Annotated in this window: 23 protein-coding genes, 1 tRNA gene and 1 pseudogene; 21 read left to right on the top strand and 4 right to left on the bottom strand. The window is 62.3% G+C overall.

From position 1 onward, the window contains the following. Positions 1-12 precede the first annotated feature (12 nt). The 4 genes from NUW13_06170 to NUW13_06155 all read right to left on the bottom strand — a co-directional run bounded on the left by NUW13_06170 (position 13) and on the right by NUW13_06155 (position 7,707). The gene (locus NUW13_06170) at positions 13-3,213 is read right to left on the bottom strand and encodes an AsmA family protein (protein ID MCR4438614.1); all 3,201 of its coding nucleotides are present in this window, start codon (positions 3,211-3,213) and stop codon (positions 13-15) included. An 85-nt stretch (positions 3,214-3,298) separates the two neighbouring features. Then, positions 3,299-4,732, bottom strand: coding sequence for a UDPGP type 1 family protein (locus tag NUW13_06165; protein ID MCR4438613.1), 1,434 nt, complete (start codon positions 4,730-4,732; stop codon positions 3,299-3,301). A gap of 126 nt (positions 4,733-4,858) precedes the next feature. Continuing rightward, positions 4,859-7,237 (bottom strand): endopeptidase La, encoded by a 2,379-nt coding sequence (lon, locus tag NUW13_06160; protein ID MCR4438612.1) that lies wholly within the window; start codon positions 7,235-7,237, stop codon positions 4,859-4,861. A gap of 23 nt (positions 7,238-7,260) precedes the next feature. Further along, complete coding sequence (locus tag NUW13_06155) at positions 7,261-7,707, bottom strand: Hsp20/alpha crystallin family protein (protein ID MCR4438611.1); 447 nt, start codon at positions 7,705-7,707, stop codon at positions 7,261-7,263. 243 nt (positions 7,708-7,950) lie between these two features. Here NUW13_06155 and NUW13_06150 point away from each other — a divergent pair, with 243 nt between their 5' ends. From NUW13_06150 to NUW13_06050, 21 genes and pseudogenes are all read left to right on the top strand, one after another. Continuing rightward, on the top strand, positions 7,951-8,514 hold the full coding sequence (locus tag NUW13_06150; GenBank protein ID MCR4438610.1) for a manganese efflux pump MntP family protein: 564 nt from the start codon (positions 7,951-7,953) through the stop codon (positions 8,512-8,514). 77 nt (positions 8,515-8,591) lie between these two features. Then, the gene (locus NUW13_06145; GenBank protein ID MCR4438609.1) at positions 8,592-10,274 is read left to right on the top strand and encodes a M2 family metallopeptidase; all 1,683 of its coding nucleotides are present in this window, start codon (positions 8,592-8,594) and stop codon (positions 10,272-10,274) included. Between the two features lie 105 nt (positions 10,275-10,379). After that, a complete protein-coding gene (locus NUW13_06140; protein ID MCR4438608.1) occupies positions 10,380-10,676 on the top strand; it encodes a BMC domain-containing protein in 297 nt (98 codons plus the stop codon). A 33-nt stretch (positions 10,677-10,709) separates the two neighbouring features. After that, a pseudogene (locus tag NUW13_06135) lies at positions 10,710-10,973 on the top strand (BMC domain-containing protein). A gap of 233 nt (positions 10,974-11,206) precedes the next feature. Then, positions 11,207-12,109 (top strand): 4-(cytidine 5'-diphospho)-2-C-methyl-D-erythritol kinase, encoded by a 903-nt coding sequence (ispE, locus tag NUW13_06130; GenBank protein MCR4438607.1) that lies wholly within the window; start codon positions 11,207-11,209, stop codon positions 12,107-12,109. 65 nt (positions 12,110-12,174) lie between these two features. Next, on the top strand, positions 12,175-12,474 hold the full coding sequence (locus NUW13_06125; protein ID MCR4438606.1) for a SpoVG family protein: 300 nt from the start codon (positions 12,175-12,177) through the stop codon (positions 12,472-12,474). Between the two features lie 28 nt (positions 12,475-12,502). Next, positions 12,503-12,574 (top strand) — tRNA-Gln (locus NUW13_06120). Positions 12,575-12,652: 78 nt separating this feature from the next. Then, positions 12,653-13,597 (top strand): ribose-phosphate pyrophosphokinase, encoded by a 945-nt coding sequence (locus NUW13_06115; GenBank protein MCR4438605.1) that lies wholly within the window; start codon positions 12,653-12,655, stop codon positions 13,595-13,597. A gap of 38 nt (positions 13,598-13,635) precedes the next feature. Then, a complete protein-coding gene (locus tag NUW13_06110; protein ID MCR4438604.1) occupies positions 13,636-14,262 on the top strand; it encodes a 50S ribosomal protein L25 in 627 nt (208 codons plus the stop codon). Between the two features lie 29 nt (positions 14,263-14,291). Then, on the top strand, positions 14,292-14,912 hold the full coding sequence (pth, locus tag NUW13_06105) for an aminoacyl-tRNA hydrolase (GenBank protein ID MCR4438603.1): 621 nt from the start codon (positions 14,292-14,294) through the stop codon (positions 14,910-14,912). 4 nt (positions 14,913-14,916) lie between these two features. Then, positions 14,917-16,944 carry a sodium-translocating pyrophosphatase gene (locus NUW13_06100; protein ID MCR4438602.1) on the top strand — a complete coding sequence of 676 codons (2,028 nt, stop codon included), beginning with the start codon at positions 14,917-14,919 and terminating at the stop codon, positions 16,942-16,944. Between the two features lie 47 nt (positions 16,945-16,991). Beyond that, the gene (rpsF, locus tag NUW13_06095) at positions 16,992-17,465 is read left to right on the top strand and encodes a 30S ribosomal protein S6 (protein MCR4438601.1); all 474 of its coding nucleotides are present in this window, start codon (positions 16,992-16,994) and stop codon (positions 17,463-17,465) included. 109 nt (positions 17,466-17,574) lie between these two features. Next, a complete protein-coding gene (ssb, locus tag NUW13_06090; GenBank protein MCR4438600.1) occupies positions 17,575-18,141 on the top strand; it encodes a single-stranded DNA-binding protein in 567 nt (188 codons plus the stop codon). Between the two features lie 63 nt (positions 18,142-18,204). Next, on the top strand, positions 18,205-18,429 hold the full coding sequence (gene rpsR / locus NUW13_06085) for a 30S ribosomal protein S18 (protein MCR4438599.1): 225 nt from the start codon (positions 18,205-18,207) through the stop codon (positions 18,427-18,429). Positions 18,430-18,447: 18 nt separating this feature from the next. Beyond that, on the top strand, positions 18,448-18,891 hold the full coding sequence (gene rplI, locus NUW13_06080; protein MCR4438598.1) for a 50S ribosomal protein L9: 444 nt from the start codon (positions 18,448-18,450) through the stop codon (positions 18,889-18,891). 24 nt (positions 18,892-18,915) lie between these two features. Continuing rightward, complete coding sequence (locus NUW13_06075) at positions 18,916-19,635, top strand: DUF3307 domain-containing protein (protein MCR4438597.1); 720 nt, start codon at positions 18,916-18,918, stop codon at positions 19,633-19,635. 296 nt (positions 19,636-19,931) lie between these two features. After that, on the top strand, positions 19,932-20,123 hold the full coding sequence (locus NUW13_06070; GenBank protein MCR4438596.1) for a hypothetical protein: 192 nt from the start codon (positions 19,932-19,934) through the stop codon (positions 20,121-20,123). A 74-nt stretch (positions 20,124-20,197) separates the two neighbouring features. Further along, positions 20,198-21,136 (top strand): hypothetical protein, encoded by a 939-nt coding sequence (locus NUW13_06065; protein MCR4438595.1) that lies wholly within the window; start codon positions 20,198-20,200, stop codon positions 21,134-21,136. A 51-nt stretch (positions 21,137-21,187) separates the two neighbouring features. Further along, positions 21,188-22,216, top strand: coding sequence for a tRNA (adenosine(37)-N6)-threonylcarbamoyltransferase complex transferase subunit TsaD (gene tsaD / locus NUW13_06060; GenBank protein ID MCR4438594.1), 1,029 nt, complete (start codon positions 21,188-21,190; stop codon positions 22,214-22,216). Continuing rightward, positions 22,201-24,399, top strand: coding sequence for a hypothetical protein (locus NUW13_06055; GenBank protein MCR4438593.1), 2,199 nt, complete (start codon positions 22,201-22,203; stop codon positions 24,397-24,399). Before tsaD ends, NUW13_06055 begins: the two co-directional genes overlap by 16 nt. Before the next feature lie 242 nt (positions 24,400-24,641). After that, on the top strand, positions 24,642-25,652 hold the full coding sequence (locus tag NUW13_06050; GenBank protein ID MCR4438592.1) for a V-type proton ATPase subunit G: 1,011 nt from the start codon (positions 24,642-24,644) through the stop codon (positions 25,650-25,652). Positions 25,653-25,666: the final 14 nt, after the last annotated feature.

Raw genomic sequence — 25,666 nt, 5'->3', positions numbered from 1 at the left:
ATGTTTGTTGTTTCAGTACGTCGGTACGGCTTCCTGTTTGATCATCTGCAAGAAGAAGGCCACCGGAATGCGCGCCAGCTCCACTTTGCCGCCGCCGACCCGCACCGGGAAGTACCAGGGTTGCGAGAGGTGGATGCTGGGGTAGAGGTGGGCGTGCCGCAGGTCAAAGGACATCTCGCGCGGCTTGAACCCGTGGTTGATGAAAAAGCGCGCGCTGCGAATGCCGGCATCCAGGCCCTGAGGGTCCAGAGAGCGCAGCAGATTGTCGGCCACCCGTGGCCCAATGTCGGTGATGCGAAAGAACCCCTCGACCTCTATCCCCTTCTGCACATCCAGTCCGGTACCGGTGAAGCGGAAGTTGGCATTGATAATCCCCTTCTCCAGCGGCTGTCCGCTCCTTGCTGCCAGAAGGGCGGAATTTAGCCCGGACAGGTGCCCCTCTACCCTGTACTGCACCCGCGCCAAATCCAGGGCGGGAAACTCCACTGCCAAGCTGCCGCCAAAGTTGCCGTCATAGGCATCCAGGAGCATGGTCGGCACCATGAGCTTGCCCCCGCCGACAAAGAGGCGCATGCGGAGGTTGCGAGCGCCGTAGGCGGCAAAGGATAGCCGATCGATGGTCAGCCACCCCTGCTCGGGCAGTGCATCGGCGAAGTGGGCGGCGAAGAGCGATGGATAGGCGCCGGCCGGGCCCGAGTAAGCGTACCGTTCGAGGGGTGACAGGACAAGCTCCATGCGCTGGAGGTCAAAGGCCTGAGAGAAGGGGATTGCGGCGCGGATACCCTTCAGCGAGGTCCCCCCTGGCAGATACACGGCAAGGCCGGGGATGGAGATGTTGCCTTCCACACCCGCCACCGAGCCATCCATGCGCAGCTTTGCCTTGGCCAGTACCCTGCCCAACAAACTCACCGTGTCCGTGACGTGCACGGTGTCTGTCGCGTCCAGGGAGAAGGCCACATCCACCGCGCCTGTTGGCCCTGCTGCACCTGGTGCCATGTGACCGGACAGCTCTCCCTTTGCGGCAAAGGCCGGCACCCAGAGTTCACCTCGCGTCAGCACGAGGCTCTGCAGCTCTGGCAGGGACACCTCAAAACGAGCGCCGCTGCCGGTGATAGGCGCCGCCCGCATCTGCGCGATGATTGCCGTATCCAAGCGGGCCTCGATTGTGGCCCGGGCAAGGGAGGGCGTCATCGCCAGCTCAGCCCCGAGCCTTACGCCCGATACCTGCAGCCCCAGCGCCGGCAGCGACGCGCCGATAGAAGAGCTTACGGAACCTTGCACTTCAAAACGAGAGTTGTCGGGGAGTAGTTGGCCAGAAGCGCTGCCGCGCACATGAGTGGCCCCTGCCAGCGAGATAACTCCAATCTGCTCGCCAAGTTCAACCGGCAGCAGGCGCGGCAGGGGGCGATGGTGGAGCGTCAGGTCGTGCAAAGTAAAGGAAAAGCGCTCGTCCTGGAGCCCAAAGCTTCCTGCCAGGCGCGCCGAAACCATGTCGGCAAGCTGGAGCAACAACGAGTCCACCGTCACCGCATCGAAACGCACGTTAGTGCGCAGCTTGCCGAGCGCGGTGAGCTCTAACGGAGACAGGCTCTGCTCGCGACCTTGCAGGAGAGCAGCCAAGGAATCAACGCCCACAGTGAGCTCCAGCCCGATGTCGCTGAGGCCTCGTACCCTTGCAGCTAAGGAGCTGGTGGTGCTGCCACGTACCTGTCCTGCGGTAAGTGGCGCCAAGGGGAGACGGCGCACGGCCATGACTACGTTGCCGCGCCAGGCTGCAGCGGCCTGGCCTGCTGACAGATGCACTTCGCCCTCCAGCTCCCCTCCCATGAGGCTGGCCACCTTCAGCGTGAAATCCGTGATCAACGAGCTCAGCCGCTCGCCGGCGAGTGCCTTCAACTCCAGCTTCCCCCGGAAAGCGCTCATGGGGAGCCCCGGCGAATTGTACCTCACCTGGTCAAAGGCCAACGAGGCAGAGGCTCCTCCCGTGCGCAGACCGGCGCTGTCCGCCGATGCGGCCCACCGTGCAGAGAGCGTGAGGTGTTCCACCGTCGCTACGTCGCGCACGACCAGCGACAGGTCGCGCAGATCCACCGCAGCATTTGCGTCCAAAGAACTCCCGCCCGCGAGGGAAGGGAAGGCCCAGTCGAGGCTCGTGCCGGCAAAAGAAAGCCTCCCGGAGAGCCGCTCGGGCAACAGGCCGGCGAATGCCGTCTCGGTGAGGAGGGGCCGCACGGTCGCCAGAAGCTTGCCTAAGGAAATCTCGCCCTCTACCACCTCCGCGTGCACCTTCGGCTGGCTGCCGAGGCTACTGAGCTGGCCACGGCATTCCAGAAGCTCCTGTCCGCCAAGGCCCAGACTCAGCCTGTCCACAAGAAACTCCCCTTGGGGCACGTTCCCGCGAAGCGTGGTGGTGATTTCCACAGATGGCAAGGTACCCGAGAAGGCTGGGCCGCCCGACAGCTGGACCTGCCCCCGGTGCGCGGCGATGAGCAGCCTCGCCTCCACGTCCGCGAGCCCGCGCGACTCCGCGGCCAGTTGCAAGTCCAAAAGGCACTTCACCTCTGTGCGCCCCGCACTTGCCAGTTCCTGCCGGAAAAAGAGGGGAGCCTTGTCGCACGTGAGCGCGATCTTACCGGTCGCCTGGTGCCATGCCTCACCCTTGCCCCGCGGCAGATAGAGCTTGGACGCCACAAAGGTGAGCCCAGCGAGGCCGAATTCCAAGCGTGACGTGTCGGTGGCGATGGTCACCGTGCAGTGGGCATCGCGGATTTCCAGCCGCTGCAATGCCACGCTCACCGGAACGGAAACCGCCCGTGGCAACGAGTCTTGGGGCGTCGCCGCCGGCATTGTAGCCGAGGGCCCAGAGAAGAACAGCTCAAGCCGGGGGTTGTGCAGGGAGACCTCCGTAATCTCGAGGCGACGTTTGAAAAGGGAACGCAGACGATAGTGGAGGACAAAGCGCTCGGCAGTCGCACTCCTGATTGGGAACGCGATGCTGTCGCCGCCCGCAGGGGTGGTCATGCGCACCCCATTGAGGGTGATGCCTCTGAACAGCCCGAACTGGATGCTCTCTACGGAGAGCTCCCGGCCGAGGCTCTGTTCAAGGGTAGCCAGCACCGCTTCAGATAGGCGGTCCGCAGGCACCAAGACTCGCAGCAGGAGACCCCCGACGACGAAAGCAAGAACGTAGAGGGCCAGCGCAAGCCCCAGCACCTTTAGCCAGCGTCCCCTCGTGGGTCGGAATGTCTGTGCCTGACCATGCATAGCAAGGGTGGCCTTTTCAGCGGCCGCGTCAAAGCTACCGGGGAGGCTCTTCCGCCTCCAAATTGATGGGCCCCTCCATGGTAAGCGGGGCGGACAAGCTGGCGGCAAGTTCTTCGGCATCTAAGGCGCGGAGTGGGCTGATTTCTATGGGATGCTTAGGGTCGCCGTCGGCGCCACGCGCTACCCGGCAGCCAGCCTTCTCCAGCCAGCGAGCCCATAGGCGCATCATGTCCTTCTGAGCGGTGGCCGGCGAGTCAGTCCCTTGCGAGTACTTGAGCGCGCTGAACTCTTCGCCCCTGGCCACCTCCATGAAGACAACTTTGCGGGCCTGCGGTAGCACATCGAAGATGAACTGCTCGAACTTGTAGCCGTTCTCCTTCTTAGGTTCCACCATCCTTCCTGCGGCATCGAGGTGGGGGATCTTCTTGTGGGCGACGTGGTACGGCAGGCTGAACCCAGAGTCCTGTAACCGCTCCAGCAGGTCGACATTGAACACGTGAATGGCAATGCTGCCGGCCCAGTAGCGAAGGTTGCCGTCCGGCAGCAGAGAGGCCAATCGCTCCTCGTGCAAGTCGCTGTACTCGATCACCACCGGCCTGCCGCCGACTTTGCCGGCAATGCCCATCTTCTCCTGGCCATCTCGCCGCCGGAGCACCTTTGCGGACACCTCCGCACCTTCGCGCAAGTGATAGCCGAGAAATACCGGATCGCAGATCTTGATCAGCACATTGTCGACCTGGAAGTAGAAGAGCCACTTCAGCCCGCGCGCTTGCATGTCGTCAAGGGCGCCACTTCTGCTGAGAGCCCGAAGCAGCCCGCCATGGCCATCAGGGTTGACAAAGATGCGGTCGCGGGCCTCCAAGAAGAACTTGCCCTGACTGTCCATGGCGGGGATCATGTTCTGCTGGAAAAAGTGCACCGAGTCCTCCGGGAGGCCAAAGAAGCGGTTTTCCCGAAAGTGGGCGACTGTTGCGGTGTGGGTAGTCTCGCTGGTCATGATGTACCAGGGGATGGGCTTCCCGACACGCCGGCTGATGGCCAAAATCTTCTCGGCGTGAAACTGCAACAGGCTCTTGCCGGTAATGGGCCCTATGGGCAGTAGTCCCTTAGGATAAGGCTGTCCTAAGCGCGAACTTTGTCCCCCTGCGACCAGAATGACCCCCACGAGGCCGGTGCGCAGGGCCTCCTCGCCGCGCAGGCGTGCCTGCGCCGCTTGCGCCATCTGTTCCGGCGTGCCCGGTATGGGGATGACGTCGGGTTGGTCAAGCTCGCCCTTAAAAAAGCGGTCCTGGGGTGTGAGAATGTAGCGACGCCACAAATCCTGCATGAAGGCTAAGTCGATGCCGGCTGCTTGCCTCAAGAGTCGCTCTCTTTCTGTGGGGGTCAGCTCCTCCCAAAAGCGGAACACATGTCCCTGGCCAGCTTGCTCGAAGCGCCGTCTCACCTCTCGGTAGTCCACCTGTGCCACGCCGATCAGCCTCTCTGCTTGAATTCTGTTACTTCATACGGGACATGGCCCTCGACTGCAAACGGCAGCAAGCAAAAAGGGCTGTGCGACAACAGCCCTGGTGCACGCCCCCGCCAGCAATTCCGGCTAACTGCGGGAGCGCAAACGGCCATTCTTGCGCAGGGCCAACTCCAAGACCTGATCCATGTTGTCGACAAAGTAGAACGTGATTTCCTTGCGCAATTCTTCTGGGATCTCGGCCAAATCCTTCTCATTCTTGCTGGGCAGAATGATGTGGCGGATACCGGCGCGCCGGGCAGCCAGCACCTTCTCCTTGATGCCCCCCACCGGAAGCACCTTGCCACGCAGGGTGATCTCCCCGGTCATTGCGATGTCGCTGCGGATAGGCCGATCGGTGAGCAGCGACACCAGCGAGGTGGCGATGGTCACGCCCGCAGACGGGCCGTCCTTCGGAATGGCTCCCTGGGGGACGTGCACATGGATGTCGTGCTTTTCAAAGACCTCCTCGCTGATGCCCAACTGCGCAGCGCGGGAGCGGACGTAGGAGAGCGCAGCCTGCGCCGACTCGCGCATCACTTCGCCAAGCTGGCCGGTGAGGGTAAGCTTGTTATTGCCGCGCATCTTGGTCGCCTCGACAAAGAGGATGTCGCCGCCGACCGGCGTCCAGGCAAGACCGGTGGCCACACCCGGCTCGCTGGTGCGCTCCTTGACCTCGGAGTAGAACTTGGCCGGCCCTAAGTACTCCCGCAGCTTGTCCGGCGTGATGATGTGCTTGGTGTCGCCGTGGGCAGCGACCTCTTTGGCCACTTTGCGGCAGATGGAGGCGATTTCTCGCTCCAAGTTGCGCACGCCCGCCTCTCGTGTATACGCCTGGATGATCTTGCGCACGGCGGCGTGGGTGAAAGTGATGTGCTTCGGCTTGAGGCCATTCTCCTCGATCTGGCGCGGGATGAGGTATTTGAAGGCGATATGCAGTTTCTCCTCGGCGATGTAGCCGGGCAACTCCAACACCTCCATTCGGTCGCGCAACGCTGGGGGAATGGTGTCCAAGACGTTGGCCGTGGTGATAAACATCACCTTGGACAGATCGAAGGGCACCTCCAAGTAGTGGTCGGAGAAGGAGAAGTTCTGTTCTGGGTCGAGCACTTCCAGCAGCGCCGACGAGGGATCACCGCGAAAGTCAGCGCCGATCTTGTCCACCTCGTCGAGCATGAACACCGGATTGTTGGCGCGCGCGTTCTTCAGCCCCTGAATGATGCGGCCTGGGAGGGCGCCGATGTAGGTGCGGCGGTGGCCGCGGATCTCCGCCTCGTCGCGCACCCCACCCAAGGACATGCGCACGAACTTGCGCCCCAGCGCCCGGGCAATGGAGCGCCCGACGGAGGTCTTGCCCACACCCGGCGGGCCCACGAAGCAGAGGATAGGCCCTTTGGAATCGGGCTTCAGCTTGCGCACTGCCAGGTATTCGAGGATGCGCTCTTTGACCTTCTCTAAGTCGTAGTGGTCTTCATCCAGCACTCTGCGCGCGGCTTCGATGTCCAAGTTGTCCTGGGTGGAAACCGACCACGGCAGGGCGACCAGCCAGTCGATGTAGGTGCGCGAGACCGTGTACTCGGCGGCGCCGGGCTGCATCTTGGCGAGGCGATCCAACTCCCGCATCGCCTCCTTATAGGCCTGCTCCGGCATCTTCGCTTCTTCGATTGCCTTGCGGAGCTCGTTGATCTCCGCAGAACGTTCGTCGCCGATGCCCAGCTCCTGCTGGATGGCCTTGAGCTGTTCGCGCAAGAAGTACTCGCGCTGATTCTTGCCCAACTCGCTCTGCACCTGGCTCTGGATCTTGGAGCCGAGTTCTAAGACTTCCAGCTCGCGAGTGAGGAAGACAGTGAGCCTCTCCAAGCGCCGCTCGACGTCGGCATGCTCGAGGATTTCCTGCTTCTCCTGCAGGCTCAGGTTGATGTTGGAAGCCACCAGGTCCGCCAGCCGACCCGGGTCCTGCAGGTTCATGGCCACCACCTGCAGCTCGTCAGGGAGGTGCGGCACCAGGCTGACAATCTTCTGGAACTGAATCTGCACGTTGCGCATCAGCGCTTCGATCGTGGTGCTGGGCCGATACGACTCCCTGACCACCTTGATTCTCGCCCGGTAGTAAGGCTCGGACGACGAGTACTCCAGCACCTTGATGCGCTCGATCCCCTGCACAAGCACCCGCAGGCTGCCGTCCGGGAACTTGAGCATCTTGAGCACGATGGCAGCCGTGCCTACGGTGTAGATATCCTCTGGCTTCGGCTCCTCGAGCTCGGGCTTACGCTGCGCCACCAGGGCCAGCAAGCGATCGCCACTCAGCACATCGTCGATCAGTTGCACGGATGGCCGCCTGGCCACAATCAGCGGCGTGGCCACGAAAGGAAACACCACGGTATCGCGCAGCGGCAAAACCGGCAACTCCGCAGGTATCTCGATCTTGGACGGCGATTCCGGGACTGTGTTGTTACCCTGCTCGGTCATAAAGGTAGTTTGCTCCGATTGAGTCAATCTTCGATCTGAACTTCGCGTGCTTCGTGCAAGGCGTCTTGCTCCTTGGCGATGGTTATCTCCAGGAATCCCTGGCGGTAGCGTGCCTCAACCCTGCCGGCAACCAGGCGTTCCGGCAGAACAATGACCTTCTCGAACGGGCCGTAGCTAATTTCCGCCTGGTGGAAGTACACCCGCTGCGCATGCGGGCTGCTGTGCCGGTAGCCGCGCACCGTGAGGGTGTTCTCCCGCAGGGTGATCTCCATGTGATCCCGCTCGACCCCGGCAATCTCCAAGCGGATCACCAGTGCTTGCTCGGTCTCGAAGATATCGGTGTTGGGGCTCCATCCCAGGTCACTGACCCAATAGCTCACGTTCTTGGTGAATACGACCCCCGCTCTCATGCCCGGCTCGTCGCCTCCCTCGCCAAGGCCCATGGCAGCGAGCCGCCTCGCGATTGGCATACCTACTTCCTCCAGTGGACACCTTTGCACCAAGCTGTAGAAAATATATGCAACTTGCGGTTGATTTTCAACCCCAAACTTCAGGCGACGCAAGGGGCAAGGCAATTTCGCCCTTTGCTATTGGCGCGCAGATTTCGTATATTAGGCCGCCGTCCGACTGACCACCGGCCCTTTGGCCAAAGCGTGCTCCTGCGGGTGAGCCAAGTGCCGTAGTCGTTGTGCCGTGCGGAAGGGACCGACTGGATGGAGTTCCTGACCGTCTTCGTTATCGCTGTGGGCCTGGCCATGGATGCGACCGCGGTGGCGGTAGGAGTGGGGGCCAACCTCCGCCCCTGGCGGGCCCGGGCAATACTCCGTCTGTCCTTGCACTTTGGTCTGTTTCAGTTCCTGATGCCACTCATCGGCTGGGCAATTGGCGCGGTGGTCAGTAGCTGGCTGGAGAGGTACGACCATTGGGTCGCCTTCGCGCTGCTCGTAGGCGTGGCCGGACACATGGTGCACGAGGCTAAGCGACCGCCGGAGCTTCCCAAGAACGATCCTACCCGTGGCCTCACCCTGGTGGTGCTGTCTGTTGCTACCAGCATCGACGCCTTAGCGGTGGGGTTCTCCTTAGCGCTCCTGGGTTTGGCCGTGCTCTATTCGTGCGCGATCATCGGGGTGGTGGCGTTTTCTCTCAGCGGCCTCGGTGGCCTGTTAGGCCATCACACCCACAGGGTGTTTGGCAAGAGCACCCAGTTGGTGGGGGCCGCGATCTTGGTGGCTGTGGCGCTGCGCATTCTCGTGGCCCACTTGCAGAGGGGGATATGAGTCGTCCGGAGACCGGCTGGCAGGTCTCGTCCCGCAAGTAGGGGAGCGGCTGCCGGCAAGGAAAGGGAGGTGAAGACATGCAAAGGTTCGCAGCGGCTATGATGGCAATTGCCCTCCTTGGCATGCTCGGGGGGTGTGGCCGACGTGCTGTCGAACAGGAGGCACGCGCTTTCCTGGATGCCCACGTCCAGAAGGTCCGTCCGCTGGAGAAGGCCATGAACCTGGCCTACTGGCGGGCGTGCGTGACCGGGGAGCAGGAGTTCTACGACCAGTACGCCCAGTACCAACTTGCCTTGCGACAAGTGCTGTCCGACAGCGCAGCGTTTGCCAAAGTGAAGTCATTCAAGGAGTCAAAGGCGGTGCACGACCCCTTGGTGGCGCGGCAGCTTACCCTGCTCTACAAGCAGTTCCTGGCGAACCAGATCCCCGCCGAGTTGCTGGGTCAGATTGTGGCGTTGAGCACGAAGGTTGAGCAGGCGTTCAACACCTTTCGCCCCACGCTGGACGGCAGGCCGGTGAGCTCCAACGACATTGCCGAGGTGCTGCGCACTTCGACCGATAGCCAGCTGCGGCAGCGGGCGTGGGAGGCCAGCAAGGAAGTGGGCGCCAAGGTGGCAGCCGACCTCATTCAATTGGCCAAGCTGCGCAATCAGGCAGCTCGTGCCTTGGGGTTTGAGGACTACTACGTTATGGCGCTCGCCCTGGCCGAACAAGACGTAGAGAACCTGGAGGCCATTTTTGCAGAGCTGGCCGAGCTCACCGACGAGCCTTTCGGCCGTGCCAAACGGGAGGTGGACTCCGTACTGGCCGCACGTTATGGCATTGCTCCTGACCAGTTGCGACCGTGGCACTACCAGGACCCGTTCCTCCAGGAGGCGCCGCGAATCCAGGAATTGGACCTGGACCGCTACTACCAGGACCGAGACGTGGTGGAGCTGGCGCGCACTTTCTATCGCGGCATCGGGCTGGACGTGGACTCCGTGTTGGCCAGGAGTGACCTCTTCGAGAAGCCGGGCAAGAACCCGCACGCTTTCTGCACGGATATTGACCGCGAGGGGGACGTCCGGGTGCTGGCCAACGTGCGTAGCGATGCCCGCTGGATGGACACGATGCTGCACGAGCTCGGCCACGCCGTGTACGACGTCTACATCGACCGGCGTCTGCCTTACCTCGTGCGCGAGCCGGCACATGCCTTTACCACCGAGGGGATCGCCGAATTGTTTGGCCGTCTGGCGCTCAATCCCAGTTGGTTGCAAAGCATCTTGCAGCTCAGCGACCAGCAACGTGCGGAGTGTGAGCAGGCAATGCTGCGCAGCGCCCGATTGAAACAGCTCGTGTTTGCACGCTGGTGCCAGGTGATGGTGAACTTTGAACGAGAACTCTACCGCGATCCTGACCAGGACTTGAACTGCTTGTGGTGGGATCTGGTGGAGAGGTATCAACTGGTGCGCAGGCCGGAAAACCGCAAGGCCCCGGACTGGGCAGCCAAGATTCACTTCTCTTCCTCTCCGGTGTACTATCACAACTACATGCTTGGCGAGCTGTTTGCATCGCAACTCCATCACTACCTTGTCACTTCGCTGCTGCGCGCCGCGGACGAGCAGGGGTTGGGCTACGTGGGGCAGCGGCGCATAGGGGAGTTTCTGCGGCAGCGGGTATTCGCCCCTGGCTCGCGCTACCATTGGGATGAGCTCATCCAGCGGGCAACAGGCGAGCCGCTCACCGCCACCTACTTTGCCCAGCAGTATGCACAGCAGTGACCTTCTGCGGGCGCGCCAGGAAAAATGGGTTGACAATTTGGCAAAGTTTTGTTAACTTAGCCGCGAGTGCGGTAGGACGTGCACAGGCAAGATGCGGAGGAGTCTATGACGCTCGATGCCCTGGGATTGATCGAGACCAAGGGCCTGGTGGGTGCCATCGAAGCGGCAGATGCGATGGTCAAGGCAGCAAAGGTGCAGCTCATCGGCAAGGAGAAGGTGGGGGGAGGCTATGTGACGGTGATGGTGCGCGGCGACGTGGGCGCCGTCAAAGCAGCCGTGGACGCAGGTGCGGCGGCCGCAGAGAAGGTGGGGGAGCTGGTCTCCGTGCATGTCATCCCGCGGCCGCACTCTGATGTGGAGATGATTCTGCCCAAGCGCCCCAATGTGGAGGTCAATGAGTAGGCGAGCGCCGCACCACGAGGGTCGGTGACGCGCATGTATGAACGAGCCTTAGGCCTTATTGAAACCAGGGGACTGGTGGGGGCCATCGAGGCGGCTGACGCGATGGTTAAGGCGGCCCGGGTGCGGCTGATTGGCAAGGAGCTGAGCACCGGCGGGCTGGTGGTGGTCAAGGTTGTGGGCGAGGTGGCAGCGGTGCGCGCGGCAGTCGCCGCAGGGCAGGCGGCAGCCGCACGAGTGGGTGAGCTGGTGGCCACGCACGTCATTCCTCGCCCGCACGCCGATACCGAGTCGATCGTCTACGACGAAGGGGGCCCGCCGACTGAGCAAGGGGCCACCCTCACCAGCGAGGAGCTCGAGCGGCTCCCCGTGCGCAAGTTGCGGCAGCTGGCACGAGAAACTCCAGGGGTCAAAATTCACGGTAGGGAGGTCTCACGGGCAGACAGGGAAACACTGCTCGCCGAACTCCGGCGAGTCCTCGGCAGATGAGACAAGGCTTCACGATCCCGTGAGGCCTTTTTCAATTGTGCGCTATGGCGAGAGTCTACCTCCGTTCTTTTGCAAAGATCAACTTGGGGCTGCGCGTCCTGGGCAGGCGCAGCGACGGCTACCACGACATTTGCACCATCTTCCAGCAGGTCTCCTTGGGCGATGATATCATCGTGGCGCCCGATGGCGAGGAGGTCACGGTGGTGTGCCGTCAGCCTGGTGTAGCCCCAGGGAGGGACAACCTCTGTTGGCGGGCGGCTGCAGCCTTGCAGATGGCCACCGGTTGCAGACGAGGAGCGCGCATCACCTTGCGCAAGCGCATCCCGGTGGGTGCGGGCTTGGGAGGCGGAAGCAGCAACGCGGCGGTGGTGCTGGCTGCGCTCAACGAAATCTGGGGTACGCGGCTCCCGGAGGAGGAACTTCTGTCCTTAGCTGCTCAGATTGGCTCTGATGTGCCCTTCTTCCTCCTGGGAGGGAGTGCCGTCGGTGAGGGACGGGGCGAAGTGCTGCGCCCGATCGAGCTGCCGACGGATTATTGGTGCGTGCTGGCAATTCCAAATGTCGAAATATCTACAAGATGGGCCTACAGCGCGGCCAAATTTGACTTGACAAAGAGGCGGAAAAGTATTACATTTCCCTGCCGCGTTGCGGAACTGCGCGATCGTCAGCAGTGGGAGCAGTTTCTGAACAACGACTTTGAAGAGGTGGTGTTTGCTGCGTATCCGGTTATTGCGCAGTTGAAGGCGGAACTGCGTCGCGAGGGAGGCTTCTACTGTAGCTTGTCAGGCAGCGGCGGTGCAGTGTTTGGGCTGTTCACGCGCCGGGAGCAGGCGCGACGCGCCCGCGCGGCCCTCTCCAGGGTGAGCAGGGCAGTGCTCGTTCGTCCAGTGAGGTATGGTCGCCGGGAGGTGGTAGAGGCAGTGGCGCGTCAACTTTGCACCGCGTAGGACATTCTTCCGTGGGAGGGCGGCAGCGAGTATTCAGTCTCGATAACGCCGCCCGGGAGCTACATATGGAAATCACCGAGGTCTCGATCACCCTCCGCGAGGAGGAGAGGCTGAAGGCGTTTGTCAACGTGACCTTCGACAACGTCTTTGTCGTGCGGGGTATGAAGGTTATCCACGGGAACACGGGTTACTTCGTGAGCATGCCCAGTCGCAAGGCTGAGGACGGTACCTACCGCGACATTGCCCACCCCGTCACGCCCGAATTTCGGGAATACCTTGAGAAGACCGTCCTTGCGGTGTATCGCAAGAAGTTGATGGAAGAGAAAGGGTTGACTGAGGAGCAACTCCCGCCGGAGTTGCGCTGAGGTCGGGTGGTAGACGGCCTCTTTCTACTGGGGCGTCGTCAAGCGGTAAGACACAGGATTTTGGTTCCTGCATTCGGAGGTTCGAATCCTCCCGCCCCAGCAAGGTGCTCCTTCTCTTGACAGAGGACAAAGGTGCTCCGCCGTGCGTTCGGAGAAGAGCAGGAAAAGAGTCTCGCCTATGGCAGAAAGGTTGAAGGTTTTCAGCGGCTCGACGAACGTGCCCTTGGCAACGGCCATTTGCAAGAGCCTTCGCATAAAGCTGGGCGTAATCAGTCGGGGCCGCTTTAGCGATGGCGAAATCTGGGTCAAGTACGAGGAGAACGTCCGCGGCGCAGACTGCTTCCTCATCCAGTCGACCAATGCGCCGGCGGACAATCTGATGGAACTGCTGGTGATGATCGACGCCGCGCGCCGTGCTTCGGCCAAGCGCATCACGGCGGTGATTCCATACTTTGGCTATGCCCGCCAGGATCGCAAGGACAGGCCACGGGTAGCCATCACCGCCAAGTTGGTGGCCAATCTCATCACCACTGCCGGAGCCGACCGCGTGCTGACCATGGACCTGCACGCGCCGCAGCTGCAGGGCTTTTTCGACATACCGGTCGACCACCTGTACTCTGCCACCGTGGCGTGTAAGTTTGTCGAAAAGATGCGCATCCCCGACCTGGTCATCGCTTCGCCCGATGTTGGTGGCATCCAGATTGCACGTGCCTACGCACGCCGTTTGCATGCACCGTTGGCACTGGTGGACAAGAGGCGGCCGAGGCCGAACGAAGCGGAGGTACGCACCCTCATCGGCGAGGTGGAGGGCAAGAATGTGCTGCTGGTGGATGACATCGTGGACACCGGCAACACCCTTTGTGAGGTGACAAAGTTCTTGATCGAGCAGCGGGGAGCCAAGGCGGTATCCGCGCTCTGCACCCACGCCGTGCTCTCTGGGCAAGCCGTCGAGAAGCTGCAGGCGTCCCCTCTCAAGCGGCTGGTGGTCACCGATACCATTGCCTTGCCGCCCGAGAAGCGCATCGACAAGCTCGAGGTGATCTCGGTGGCGGAGCTCTTCGCCGAGGGCGTATGGCGGATTCACAGGAACATGTCGGTTAGCAAGCTGTTTAGCGTTACGTGATTCTTGGTTGATGGGTCGTTGCGTATGGAGCAATTGCAATGTCTGAACTGATCTGTGAGAGGCGTGAGAGAACTGGCAAGCAGGCTGCCAAGCAGCTTCGCCGCAAAGGCATGCTCCCCGGCATCTACTATTGCGGGCGCGGGGAGCCGACCCCCATTGCTATCGAGGAGAAGGCGCTGCGTGCCGTGCTGCAGAGTGAAGCCAACATCGTCGATGTGAAGCTTGACGGCAAGGCGGTCAAGTGCATTGTGCGCGAAGTGCAATTTGATCCGCTCCGCGACGTGCCGGTGCACGTGGACTTGATGGGCGTGCGCATGGACCAGAAGGTGAGCCTGATGGTACCGGTGCGCTTGGTGGGGATTCCGGAAGGTGTGAAAACTGCCGGCGGCATCCTGCAGCAAGTGCTGCGCGAGGTTGAGGTGGAGGCGCTGCCTGGTGACCTGCCGGAGCACATTGACGTCGATGTCTCGAAGCTGGGTATCGGCGAGTCGATACACGTCAGGGATCTCGTCCTGGAACGGGCGCACATCCTGACAGATCCCACGCTGTCTGTGGCCACCGTGACCGCACCGGCAGTGGTGCGCGAGGCGGCAGAGGCTGCGGCCCCTGAGGTGGCGGAAGCCGAGGAGGAAGAGGCTGCACCGGAGGCTGAACAGGAGCAGTAGTAACCTCCTGCAGGGTGGCGGCACGGCAAATGGCGGAGGTCGCAAAGGCCGTTGTTGGGCTCGGCAATCCTGGCCGCAAGTACCTCAGGACTCGCCACAACATCGGATTCTTAGTGGCCGACGCGCTGGCGGAGCGCGTGGGCTCACACTTTGCGGTCAGAACCGGCCTCTACACACTGGCCCGGGCGGAGGTTGAGGGTGTGGGGTTCGTGGTGGCAAAACCGCTCACCTTCATGAACAACAGCGGCCAAGCGGTGGCCACCCTCCTCCGAAACTTGACGCTCCCCCCCGAGGCAGTCCTGGTAGTCCACGACGACGTGAACTTGCCGTTTGGGCGGCTGCGGCTGCGAGGCAAGGGAAGTGACGGCGGGCACAACGGGGTGGCTTCCATCATCGCGGAGCTGGGCACCCAGCGGTTCCCGCGCCTGCGCATTGGCATCGGTTCACACTTTCCCCCAGGAAAGATGGTGGAGTATGTGCTGTCCAAGTTCGGGCATGAGGAATGGCTGCAGCTGGAAGGGGTGATTGGCCGGGCGGTCGATGCCTGCTTGACCTTCCTGACCTCTTCCCTGGCTGAGGCGATGAATCAGTTCAACCGGCAGCCACAGAGCTCAGCGCGTTGCGGACCGGAACACACTGGGAGGTTGTGACGGAATGGACGCAAGGACGCTAGTGTTGGTAGGCAGTGCGGGCGGTATCGGACTGGCAGCGGCGTGGCTTTACGACTTGGCGGTGCGCCGCCAAGACCCAGGGGCGGCACGCGTGGTGGAGATCGCCAGTGCCATCAGAGTGGGGGCAATGGCTTTTCTGCGGCGGGAGTTTCTCTGGCTGTCCTTCTTTGTGGTGGGCGTGGCTGTTCTGTTGGCCGTATTCATTCAACCCCTCACCGGGGCCGCATTCCTGGTGGGGGCGGTCTGCTCGGGGTTGTCCGGCTGGTTGAGCATGCGGGCAGCGACGAGGGCCAGTGCGCCAACCGCGCAGGCAGCAACGCAGAGCATCGGGCGCGCCTTGCGCGTGGCCTTTAACGGTGGGAGCGTGCTTGGCTTCACCATCGTCGGCTTGGGCGCGCTCGGTCTGGTGCTGACGCTGGCGGGCCTCACGTGGGCCTTGGCAGGAGACCTGCACCGTGTGGTCAACACCGTAGCGGGCTTTAGCCTTGGGGCAAGTTCTGTGGCGCTCTTCGCGCGCGTGGGCGGGGGTATCTACACCAAGGGGGCGGATGTCGGCGCCGACCTGGTAGGCAAGGTCGAGGAGAACATCCCGGAGGACGACCCGCGCAATCCTGCGGTCATCGCCGATAACGTGGGCGACAACGTGGGCGACATCGCCGGTATGGGGGCAGACCTGTTCGAGTCGAATATTGCCTCCATTGTCGGCGCCATGACCATAGGGCTGGCTACCTACGGCGCCGCCGGCACGGCACTGCCCCTTCTGTTTGCAGGGATGGGAATCGTCGCCAGCCTCTGCGGTTCCTTCTTTGTACGCTGGAAGGAGGGCAAGGACGAGACGTTCCAGCAGCAGACCCACAAAGCGCGCATGGCTTTGAACACAGGGATGTGGGTCACCGTGCTGCTGGTGCTCATTGGTGGCTACTTCCTGGTGCGCTGGCAAATTGGCCAGGTGGGCGTCTACTATGCGACAGTTGCGGGCATCATCGGTGGGATGCTCATCGGCGTGAGCACCGAGTATTACACTTCGGACCGCAACAAGCCAGTGCAGCGAATTGCCAGAGCAGCGGAAAGCGGCGCAGCCATGAACATCCTTGCCGGCCTTGGTGTCGGCATGCTCAGTACGGCCATGCCGATTCTCATTGCTGCGGTGGCGATCTTTGTCGCCTATCACTTCGGGGGGCTGTACGGCCTGGGCATGGTGGCCGTGGGCTTACTGGCCAGCGTGGGGGCAGTGCTCTCCGTGGATGGCTATGGTCCGGTGACCGACAACGCGGCTGGCTTAGCGCAGATGGCAGAGCTTGGCGAAGAGGCACGACGGCGGGCGGAGGCCTTGGACAGCGTGGGCAACACCACTGCCGCCATCAGCAAGGGGTTTGCCATCGCTTCGGCTGCGTTCACCGCCTTTGCGCTGTTCTGGGCTTACACGCAGGCGCTGAGGGAGCGAGGCGTCGAAATAGCGATGAGCCTCCAGGACCCCAACACGCTAATCGGGCTGTTCATTGGCGGAATGTTGCCGGTGGTCTTCTGTGCCTTGGCCTTGGATGCGGTGGGCAAAGCCGGCTATGAGATGGTCAAGGAGGTGCGCCGGCAATTCCGGGAGATTCCGGGCCTGCGCCAAGGGACCGCCAAGCCTGACTACCGCCGGTGCGTGGACATCAGCACGCGCCGTGCCCTACGCCAGATGGTGGCGCCTGGGGCATTAGCGGTGGTGGCACCGCTGCTGGTGGGCCTGGTGTTCGGCCCCGAGGCGCTGGGCGGGCTGCTCGCGGGCGCCATCGTCACTGGCTTCCTTTTTGCGGTGCTCATGGCCAATGCAGGTGGAGCGTGGGATAACGCCAAAAAGTACATCGAGGCCGGGCAATTGGGAGGAAAAGGATCGGCCGCGCACAAGGCCTCGGTCGTGGGCGACACGGTGGGCGACCCCTTCAAGGACACGGCCGGGCCGTCGCTGAACATCCTCATCAAGCTGATGTCCGTCGTCGCCCTGGTGTGTGTACCGCTCTTTGTGTGAGGAGCCGCAAGAGGGTTTTTCACTCATAGCAGGAGGAGGTAAACAGTTTGAGGCAGTACGAGACTACCTTTGCCATCGACTCGCAGCTGAAAAGCGGTGAGATCGACGAGATCGTCAAGAGATTCGAACGCTTCATCTCTGTCAACGGTGGACAAGTTCTGGAGGTGCAGCGCTGGGGGAAACGACGGTTGGCTTACGAGATCAAGAAGCGACAGTACGGCTACTACGTGCACATCCGCTTCGCGGGAAAAGGGTCAATCATTCGGGCCTTGGAGCGAGAATATCAGCTCAATGAGGCCATCCTACGCTACCTGACCGTGGTGCTGAGCAAGCAGGCGCTGAAGGCCGAGGCGCTCGGCAAGGAAAAGTCGCTGGCGGCTGCTACAGCCCCTGCACCGGCTGTGGAGGCCCCTGCCGAGGCACCTGGCGACCCGGCCGGCACTGAAGACGATGAGGCTGTGGCCACTCCGCTGGCCGAGGAGAACGAAGAGGTAGCAGCCCCTCCCGCTGAGGAGCAGTAGGAGACCTTTTCTCAGGGGGCGCGTGGGTGTAGTGGTCAGGGTGAGAAAGACAAGGCAAAACAGGCCTTGTTCTTTGAAATGCTTTTTGCTTGGGAAGGAGCGATGACGTATGGTCGACTTGAAGATGCCCGACATCAACACCGTGATCATTGCTGGTCACTTGACGTGTGATCCCACATTTCGGAAGACGACCAGTGGCACGCCCGTAGCGAACTTTTACATCGCCTGCAACCGCAAGTTCAAAGACAACACTGGACAGTGGCGCGACAACGTCTGCTATGTGGGGGTGGTTGCATGGTACAAGCTGGCGGAGAGCTGCTATGAGACGCTGAAAAAGGGCAGCGCTGTGCTCATCGATGGCGAGCTGCAGAGCCGGAGCTGGCGGAGCGAAGACGGCACCACGCGCAACGTCGTCGAAATCAAGGCGCGGCGCATCCAATTCCTGAATCGACGGGCTGGCGAAGAGGGCGGCGAGATCCCGGACACTGCCGACATCACCGAGCCCGAAGAGAGGGTGTTGGAGGTCGCCTACCCGTCCAGTCAGCTGCAGCCCACCAGCGGCGGGAGGCGCAGCGATCGGCCCGCCGGCGAGGAGCAGAACCGACGGGAGCAGCGCCAGGAGGTGGAGGTGGGGGAGACCGAATTCGACTTTGGCTATCGGGGGCTGAAGCTGTAACCAATCCACTGGCTCGCATCCTGGGTTGGTGTGCACCGGGTGAACCACATGAGGGAGTAACACATGCTTAAGCGGAAGAAACGGATCTGCCGTTTTTGTGAGGAAGGTATTGCCTACATCGATTACAAGGACGACAAGAGGTTGATGCGTTTCACCACCGATGAGGGAAAGATAATCCCCAGGCGGACTTCTGGTACGTGTGCGCGGCACCAGCGGCAACTGGTGAAGGCAGTGAAACGTGCTCGCCATCTTGCCTTGATCCCGTTTGTGGCAGAGGTTACACGTTAGCAGACTGGTGGACAGACTATGAAAGTGATTCTGACGCAGGACCATGACAAGCTGGGCAGCGCCGGCGACGTGGTGGAAGTCAAGGCGGGATATGCCCGCAACTTCCTCCTGCCGCGCGGCATCGCGGTGGAGGCGACCCCCAGCAATCTGAGAGCGTTTGAAGAGCAAAAGAGGTTAGAGAGCCACCGCCTGGAACGGGCCAAGAGGAGCGCCCTGGCCCTTGCCGAGAAACTTAACGGCGTCTCCTGTACCGCTCCAGTGGCTGTGGGCGAAGAAGACCGCGTATTCGGCTCTGTGACCTCCCAGACAATCGCCGATCTATTGCGGGAGAAGGGCTTTGACGTTGACAAGAAGAAGATCCTTTTGGAGGAGCCGATCAAGGCCTTGGGCATCTATGATGTGGCCATCAGGTTGCATCCGGAGGTGGAGGCCAAGGTGAAAGTCTGGGTGGTGAAGGCCTGAGCCTGCTGGGAGGACCCGGCCGTCATGCACTGCATCTGGTTGCTGCTGCTGGCGCACGTCGTGGGCGACTTTGTCCTGCAGACGGACCGCGTCTTCTCCTACAAGCTGACGCGCCGCTGGGGTGTCTTGCTGCACGTGGGCATCTGTGCCGTGGCCATGGTAGCGGTTCTGCTGCCATTTCTTGGCCATTGGCGGCCGTGGGCCTTGATCATCCTGTTGACCGCTTGGCACTTGCTCCTGGATTGGTTCAAAGGGGAATTGCGGCGAAGACGCGGCCTGGAGACACTGTGGATGTTCCTAGGAGACCAGACGCTGCACATTGTCGGCATCGTGGCGGCGGTCGTGGCACTCTGCGGCACGCGCTTTTCGCCAACGCCATTGCCTGCGCTGAAGGCGTTGCTGATTCACACGGACGTGGCCATCGTGGCGACGGCGTTGCTGACGGCATCGTTCGCCAGCGCGCCCCTGATCTACTACCTGCAGGAACTGGCGCGGCCGGGAAAGCAAGAAGAAAGGGCGCCCTTTCCTGCCTACTGGGCCCGCCTGCCCGGCTACGTAGAGCGGACGGTGGCGAGCGCTGGTGCCTATTGCGGCGGATTGGGGCTGATCGCCTTGCTCGCCATTGTGGTGCGGTGGTTTCTGCGCAGTGGAGAGCGGAACGTCCCTGCCACCATTGAGGCCGTGGTGGGGATGGTAGTCTGCCTGGTGAGCGGCGTGTGGGCACGCGTGCTCACCTCCGCATAGGGGTTGCAGGGTTCCTCTATTGGCTGCTTTCTGGTGGTGAGCTTCGGCAATCCGAGTGCGGGGCAAGGGCCGCACGCCAGATCGCGGGGTGGAAGACGGTTCAGCTTGGTGAACAATCGCCGGAACTCCACTCTTGGGAGTGCCTTCGTTGACCGGCCATCGCGCAGTGGGGTGGGTCCGGCTTTTCCGGATGTGTCGCCTTGTTCTGTGCGGCACGTGGTGAGGTCCTCGGGGCTGCGGGCAGCAGGCTGCTGAGGGATGGGCGGTAATGAGAAACGTGAGGAGAGGGATTGACCATGGAGAACGCATTTCCGGCGTGTCAGAAGTGTGGCAAAGGGGTCTTGCTGCCTCTTTCCGACTATGGGCGTGAGGGGGCCTCAATCATGTACAAGGCCTGGATCTGTTCCAACCCGGAGTGCGGATTCAACATCCGGATCGACAACGGCGAAATTAGCATCGGCAAGGCACCGACCCTCTCCCAGAAGTAGTGCAGCTGCCGACGGCACCGGACCGGATGGACCCTCCTCAGCACCGCAGCGCAAGCAACGGCTCGGGTAGCCCGGTGGGAAAACTGCGCTCACTGCTCCGGCGCTACAGAATTGTGGGCGTTGTCTTCCTCCTGGCGCTGCTGCTCTGGCTGTACGTCAAGACCGAGGGGTATTACGACTGGGTCTTCGAGGCACCCGTGCGCCTGGAGGGCGTGACGGCTGGCTTGGTGGTGGCAAATGATCCGCCTCAGGTTGCCAAGGTGCGGCTCAGGGGCCAGGGACGCGCGTTCATCGCCCTGCGCATAGGAGGCGACCTGGCAGTGTTCGTCGACGCCAACAGGGGGCGGGGCAGCCATCGCATTACCATCGGGACGGACAACGTTAGCCTCCCCCACTATGGGCGCAAGGTTGAGGCGGTGGAGGTGCTCTCCCCAAAGGAGGTGGTGCTGGTGCTTGAGCCCAAAGTGCAGCGGAGCGTGGCCGTGGAAAGCCGGCTCGAAGTTCAGCCGTTAAACGGCTACACGGTGGTGGGCGGCGTCCATGTGGGGCCGGAGTCGGTGGTAGTGAGCGGGCCGGCCTCGCTGGTGCGGGAGGTGGTGGGACGCTGGCCCACGGAGCGACGCGAGCTGAACCGCGTCTCGCGCGACGTGCGCATACGCCTGCCTCTTGAGCAGCCCCGCGTCGACAAGTTGACCCTGAGCCGCAGGGAAGTGGTAGCCTTTGCCGACGTGCAGAAGCTCATGGAACGAGTGCTGCACGACATTCCCGTAGAGGCCCGCAACGTGCCGGCGGGATACAAGGCCTTCGTGGTGCCCCCTAAGCTCAGCCTGACTCTTGAGGGAGGGGTCGATCTCCTCACGAAGGTCACTGCCGAGCAAATCGTCGCCTACGTGGAATGGCGCCAGCCCACCTCGCCAGAACAGATTGATCTGCCCGCAGTCATCGAGACGCCCGAAGGCGTGACATGGCGCGACGTCACGCCGCCACGGTTCAAGGTGGTCCTGGAACGTTGAGCAGGGGCTGCCACTACCGGCTCATTCCGTAGGCCGCAACAGGCCTGAGACATGGTAACCTTAGGCATCGAAACTTCCTGCGACGACAGCGCCGCAGCGGTCGTCGAAAACGACCGCGTCCTGTCCAATGTCATCTCCACGCAAGTGGTCCATCGCCACTATGGTGGTGTGGTACCGGAGTACGCCTCGCGTGCCCATTTGCGCCTGTTGCTTCCGGTGATCAGCGCCGCATTGCAGCAAGCAGGGGTCGACAAACGCGACCTCGAGGGCATCGCCGTCACCTTTGGCCCAGGCCTGGCAGGCTCCATTCTCGTGGGCCTCAACGTGGCAAAGAGCATGGCGTTGGCCCTGGAAATCCCCTGGGTGGGCGTCAATCATCTGGAGGGCCACATCTTTGCCAATTTCCTCCTGGAAGAAAAGCCCGGTATGCCATTTCTCTGCCTGATCGTCTCCGGGGGGCACACGCAGTTGGTGGTTGTGGAAGACGAGGGTCGCTATCGCACGCTCGGGCGAACCATCGACGATGCCGCAGGGGAGGCCTTTGACAAAGTGGCGCGGGTGTTGGGCCTTGGCTATCCCGGCGGGCCTGCGGTGGCGCAGCTTGCGGAGCAGGGCAATCCTCGGGCAATCGCCTTCCCGCGTGCCCTGCTGCAGGAGGGGAATTTCCATTTCAGCTTCAGCGGCGTGAAGACGGCGGTCCTCTACTACGCGCGCGCCCTCTCAGCGGAGGAGCTTCGGGCACAACTCCCGGATATTGCCGCCAGTTTTCAGGCCGCAGTCGTGGAGGTGCTGGTGCAAAAGACCATGGCCGCGGCCAAGCTTTGCGGCCTTGACACCATCTGTTTGGCGGGTGGGGTGGCCGCGAACAAGGCCCTGCGTGAGGCGCTTGCCGCTGCGGCTGCGGAGCGAGGCTGCAAGCTCTTTGTGCCGCCACCGGCGCTCTGCACCGACAATGCGGCAATGGTTGCCCGTGCCGGGATTTCCCGCCTGGCGCGCGGTGAGCGCTCCGGCGATGAGCTCCGGCCAGAGCCCTCTTTGGCGCTCGGCGGTGAGGAACAGATGCCGTGGGGAAGCCGCTGATGGGGCACTGGTCACTGGCAAGTGTGCGGCTCGAGGTGGCGGGGAGCACAGTGCTCCTGCTTCTTGCCTTGCTGGTTGCGGTGCTCTGCACCGTTTTGGTTTACCGGAGGACGAATCCGGTAGTGTCGAATCGCTTGCGGCAAACCCTGCTTTGCCTGCGCGCGCTCTCCTTAGCGGGGGTGATACTGCTGGTCTTCCAGCCGGTGCTGGAACTCCTCCTGTCAAAGCGCGAAAAACCACTCTTGCCCGTGCTTGTGGACCGCTCGGGCAGCATGGGGTTGGTGGACGACAGCGGCGCGCGGCCGCAGCAGGTGGCTACCGTCCTGGGCAGCAGCCAGCTCCATTCCCTTGCCGCGCGCGCGCACATGCCGTTCTACCTGTTCTCCTCGGGCCTTGATGGGGAGTTCCAGCCGGGGCAGGACACCCTCCGCTTCGACGGACTGGCAACCAACCTGGAGGCGGCGCTGAGGGACTTGGCGGAGCAACTGCGCGGCCAGCCCGTGGCCGGGGTGGTCATTGCCACCGACGGAGCGGCGAATGTGGGGGAGCGACTCGTGCGCCTCGGGGAAAAGAGTGCATGGCCGCTCTTTCCGGTGGCGGTGGGCAGCAGTAATCCGCCGCGCGATCTGATCGTGCACTCGGCGCTGGCCAACGAGGTCACCTACGTGGGATCAGAAGTGCCTGTGGAAGTGCGACTTCTCAACCGAGGTTTTGACCAGGCGAACCTCGTTGTGGAACTGCAGACGGCCGGCCGGGTGCTCGACAGGCGCATCGTGCCGCTCGCCGCAAGCCAGCCCGAGACGCAAGTGACGCTCCGTTTCCGGCCTGATGCCCCAGGAGCGCGGCGCTACGTGGTCACCGTGTCGCATCTGCCTGGCGAGCAGACCTACGAGAACAACCGCGCCGAGTTCGTCGTCAAGGCCCTTGCCAGCAAGATAAAGGTGGTGCTCTTGGCAGGGCGCCCCAGCCACGATGTGGTCTTCCTCGGCAAGGCACTGGAAGCAGATGCCAATGTGGCGGCGCACATCTACGTCTGCCGCAAGGGGGGCGGCTTTTACAGGGCCTCGGCGCAGAGCCTTGTGCAAGCGCTCAGGGAAGCGGACTGCGCGCTGCTGGTGGACTTTCCGGCAACAGAAAGCGACGCCGCCTTGGTTGCCCAGGTCGCAGGTGCCATCCGCGCGCGCCACCTGCCCCTCTTTTGGGCCGGAGGGGAGGGCATCGACTTTGAGCGGCTGGCAACGCTGTGGGATAGCCTTCCCCTCAACGGGACGCCCCGCCTGCGCGGCCCTGAGTTGCGCACGGTCCGCATGCAGGATGCGCCATTCCACCCGCTTACTGCAATCGCCGAGAGTGGGCCTGCCAACGCCGCAGCTTGGGAAGAACTTCCCCCGGTCATTTTGTCGTTTTCCGACGTCCCTCTCTGGCCCGACGCCGAAGTGCTCGCCTTTGGTGCGGAGCCGTCGGCAAGGGCAACGAAGGGTGCGCCGCTGATTGTCGCCCGCCAGACGCCAGAGAGCAGGTCTGTCGCGCTGCTCGCCTCCGGGTTCTGGCGCTGGGACCTGATGATGTGGGGGATAGGCAAAGACAATTCGCTCTTTCTCACCTTTGTAAAAAACAGTGTGCGCTGGCTCTCCTTGCGGGAGGAGCAGAAGCTCTTCCACGTGCGAACTGACCGCGAGTTCTATCGCAGCGGCGAGACAGTCACCTTTGTCGGACAGCTTTTTGGCCCCGACCTCAATCCCTTAGAAGGAGCGCAGGTGCGTGCTAAGGTGAGCGGCCCGGCGGGAAGCAAAGAGCTGGTGTTGGAGGAGGCAGGCGCTGGGCGATACGAGGCCAAGACCACTGCTGATGTGGAAGGCGACTACGAATTCGTTGCGGAGGCCATGCCGCGCAGGGGAGTCGCGTCTACCGACACCGGGCGCTTCACGGTCACACGCTGGAGCGTGGAGTATCTGTCGACCACCAGCCGGGTGGAAGAGCTGAAGCAGATGGCTAGCCGTTCCGGCGGATTCATGGTAGTTTGGAACGACCTAGAACCTCTTGCCCAGGGGCTCCCCCTGCGCGTGGTGAGCAAGAAGTCGCAGGTGCAGTTTCGTTATGCGCGCTGTGAGGCAGTGCTGGCGGTGCTGGTGGCCCTCCTGGCCAGCGAATGGTTTCTGCGGCGGCGCAGAGGCATGGTGTGACCCCTGGGGCAAAGGCAAGGGGTGCCAAGCGGAGGTGCAGCGAGCGAGAAGCGTGGCGCGTCCGCTGAAGGGCGAAAAAGAGCTTGCATATCCGATGCTTTGCGTGTAAATTTAAAAATCAAAATGCTGCTACTCCCTGCCGGGAAGAGGCGCAAAACCCCTTTCCGGCCGGGGAGAGCACGCGTGGCGTTGCAACCCTGCAATGCGGGTCCTCCAAGGCTTGTGGAACAGAGAGGGACAAGGTGACAAAGCACTCCTCTGTCAAGGCATTTCTGGCGCTCACCGTGCTTTTGCTGCCCGTGGCGGTCCCAGCGCAATCTACGATGTTGGGAGGCAGAGGCTTGTTGCGCGTGCAGTCGGCCGAGGCCTTGATTCCTGGGCAAATGAATATGACCCTCCACGGCCTGAGTTTCGTGGAGGCCCGGGGCAATGCCTCGGTGATGGTCAAAGACTTTACCATCAATAGCAGCCTGACGTTCGCCCTCTCGGAGACATTTGAGTTGACCGCCGGTATGGCTTTGTACCAGGACGACGGTCAGCAGCTCACGCCGATGCCCGGAGACACGCGGCTTGGCCTGAAAGTGGTGCCGTTCAGATGGAGCAGCTTCCGCCTCGGCTTTTATCCGATGGTGGTATTGCCCACGGCAGAGTACCACAACGTGCCGTTCGAGCCGTACTCTTCTGGAAAGACCGCTGTGGCGCTGCTCGGCGTGGCCACGTGGGATCTGAGGCGCTCCTTTCCGCTGACCCCGCTCAAGGCGCATTTCAACTTGGGGTATATCGACCACGACCTCAACGATCGGTTCTTTACCGCGCGCGTCGATCAGGTCTTGCTTGGTGTAGGGATCAAAATCCCTGTGCGCTCTTCCTACCTCTTCACCGAGTACACAGGCGAGCTGTTCTTGAACAACACCTCAGTGCGCTGGTATCATAATTCGCAGAGACTGACGCAGGGCATACGCTTCCTTGCGCCCTTTGGACTGCTGGCCGACCTGGCGGTGGACGTGAGTCTGGCGCGCAGGCCGGAGGTGACCGACGAGTTTCACAAGCGATATGCCGACTGGAAGGTTGTTCTCGGCGTGTCGCGGCGGCTTACGGTGTTCAGGACGCTGGACAAGAAGGCGCGCGAGGCAAGGCTCAGGCAATTGGAAGCCCAGCGGGAGGCCGAACGCCTCCGGCAACGCCGGGAGCAAGCCGCCCGCGAGCTGGAGAACATGAAGAAGGAACTGGAAAAGCCGGAGAAGCCAAGGTAGCTGTAGCCGACGCT

The sequence above is a fragment of the candidate division KSB1 bacterium genome (genome assembly GCA_024655945.1).
GTDB lineage: Bacteria > Zhuqueibacterota > Zhuqueibacteria > JANLFK01 > Oleimicrobiaceae > Oleimicrobium.
Note: the sequence above shows the minus strand (reverse complement) of the source record. Positions and strands in the feature narration are given on the sequence as shown.

Coding starts and splice junctions, on each gene's coding strand:
- lon (MCR4438612.1), bottom strand. CDS start 7,237: ATGACCGAGCAGGGTAACAACACAGTCCCGGAATCGCCGTCCAAGATC.
- NUW13_06155 (MCR4438611.1), bottom strand. CDS start 7,707: ATGCCAATCGCGAGGCGGCTCGCTGCCATGGGCCTTGGCGAGGGAGGC.
- NUW13_06150 (MCR4438610.1), top strand. CDS start 7,951: ATGGAGTTCCTGACCGTCTTCGTTATCGCTGTGGGCCTGGCCATGGAT.
- NUW13_06145 (MCR4438609.1), top strand. CDS start 8,592: ATGCAAAGGTTCGCAGCGGCTATGATGGCAATTGCCCTCCTTGGCATG.
- NUW13_06140 (MCR4438608.1), top strand. CDS start 10,380: ATGACGCTCGATGCCCTGGGATTGATCGAGACCAAGGGCCTGGTGGGT.
- ispE (MCR4438607.1), top strand. CDS start 11,207: ATGGCGAGAGTCTACCTCCGTTCTTTTGCAAAGATCAACTTGGGGCTG.
- NUW13_06125 (MCR4438606.1), top strand. CDS start 12,175: ATGGAAATCACCGAGGTCTCGATCACCCTCCGCGAGGAGGAGAGGCTG.
- NUW13_06115 (MCR4438605.1), top strand. CDS start 12,653: ATGGCAGAAAGGTTGAAGGTTTTCAGCGGCTCGACGAACGTGCCCTTG.
- NUW13_06110 (MCR4438604.1), top strand. CDS start 13,636: ATGTCTGAACTGATCTGTGAGAGGCGTGAGAGAACTGGCAAGCAGGCT.
- pth (MCR4438603.1), top strand. CDS start 14,292: ATGGCGGAGGTCGCAAAGGCCGTTGTTGGGCTCGGCAATCCTGGCCGC.
- NUW13_06100 (MCR4438602.1), top strand. CDS start 14,917: ATGGACGCAAGGACGCTAGTGTTGGTAGGCAGTGCGGGCGGTATCGGA.
- ssb (MCR4438600.1), top strand. CDS start 17,575: ATGGTCGACTTGAAGATGCCCGACATCAACACCGTGATCATTGCTGGT.
- rpsR (MCR4438599.1), top strand. CDS start 18,205: ATGCTTAAGCGGAAGAAACGGATCTGCCGTTTTTGTGAGGAAGGTATT.
- rplI (MCR4438598.1), top strand. CDS start 18,448: ATGAAAGTGATTCTGACGCAGGACCATGACAAGCTGGGCAGCGCCGGC.
- NUW13_06075 (MCR4438597.1), top strand. CDS start 18,916: ATGCACTGCATCTGGTTGCTGCTGCTGGCGCACGTCGTGGGCGACTTT.
- NUW13_06070 (MCR4438596.1), top strand. CDS start 19,932: ATGGAGAACGCATTTCCGGCGTGTCAGAAGTGTGGCAAAGGGGTCTTG.
- tsaD (MCR4438594.1), top strand. CDS start 21,188: ATGGTAACCTTAGGCATCGAAACTTCCTGCGACGACAGCGCCGCAGCG.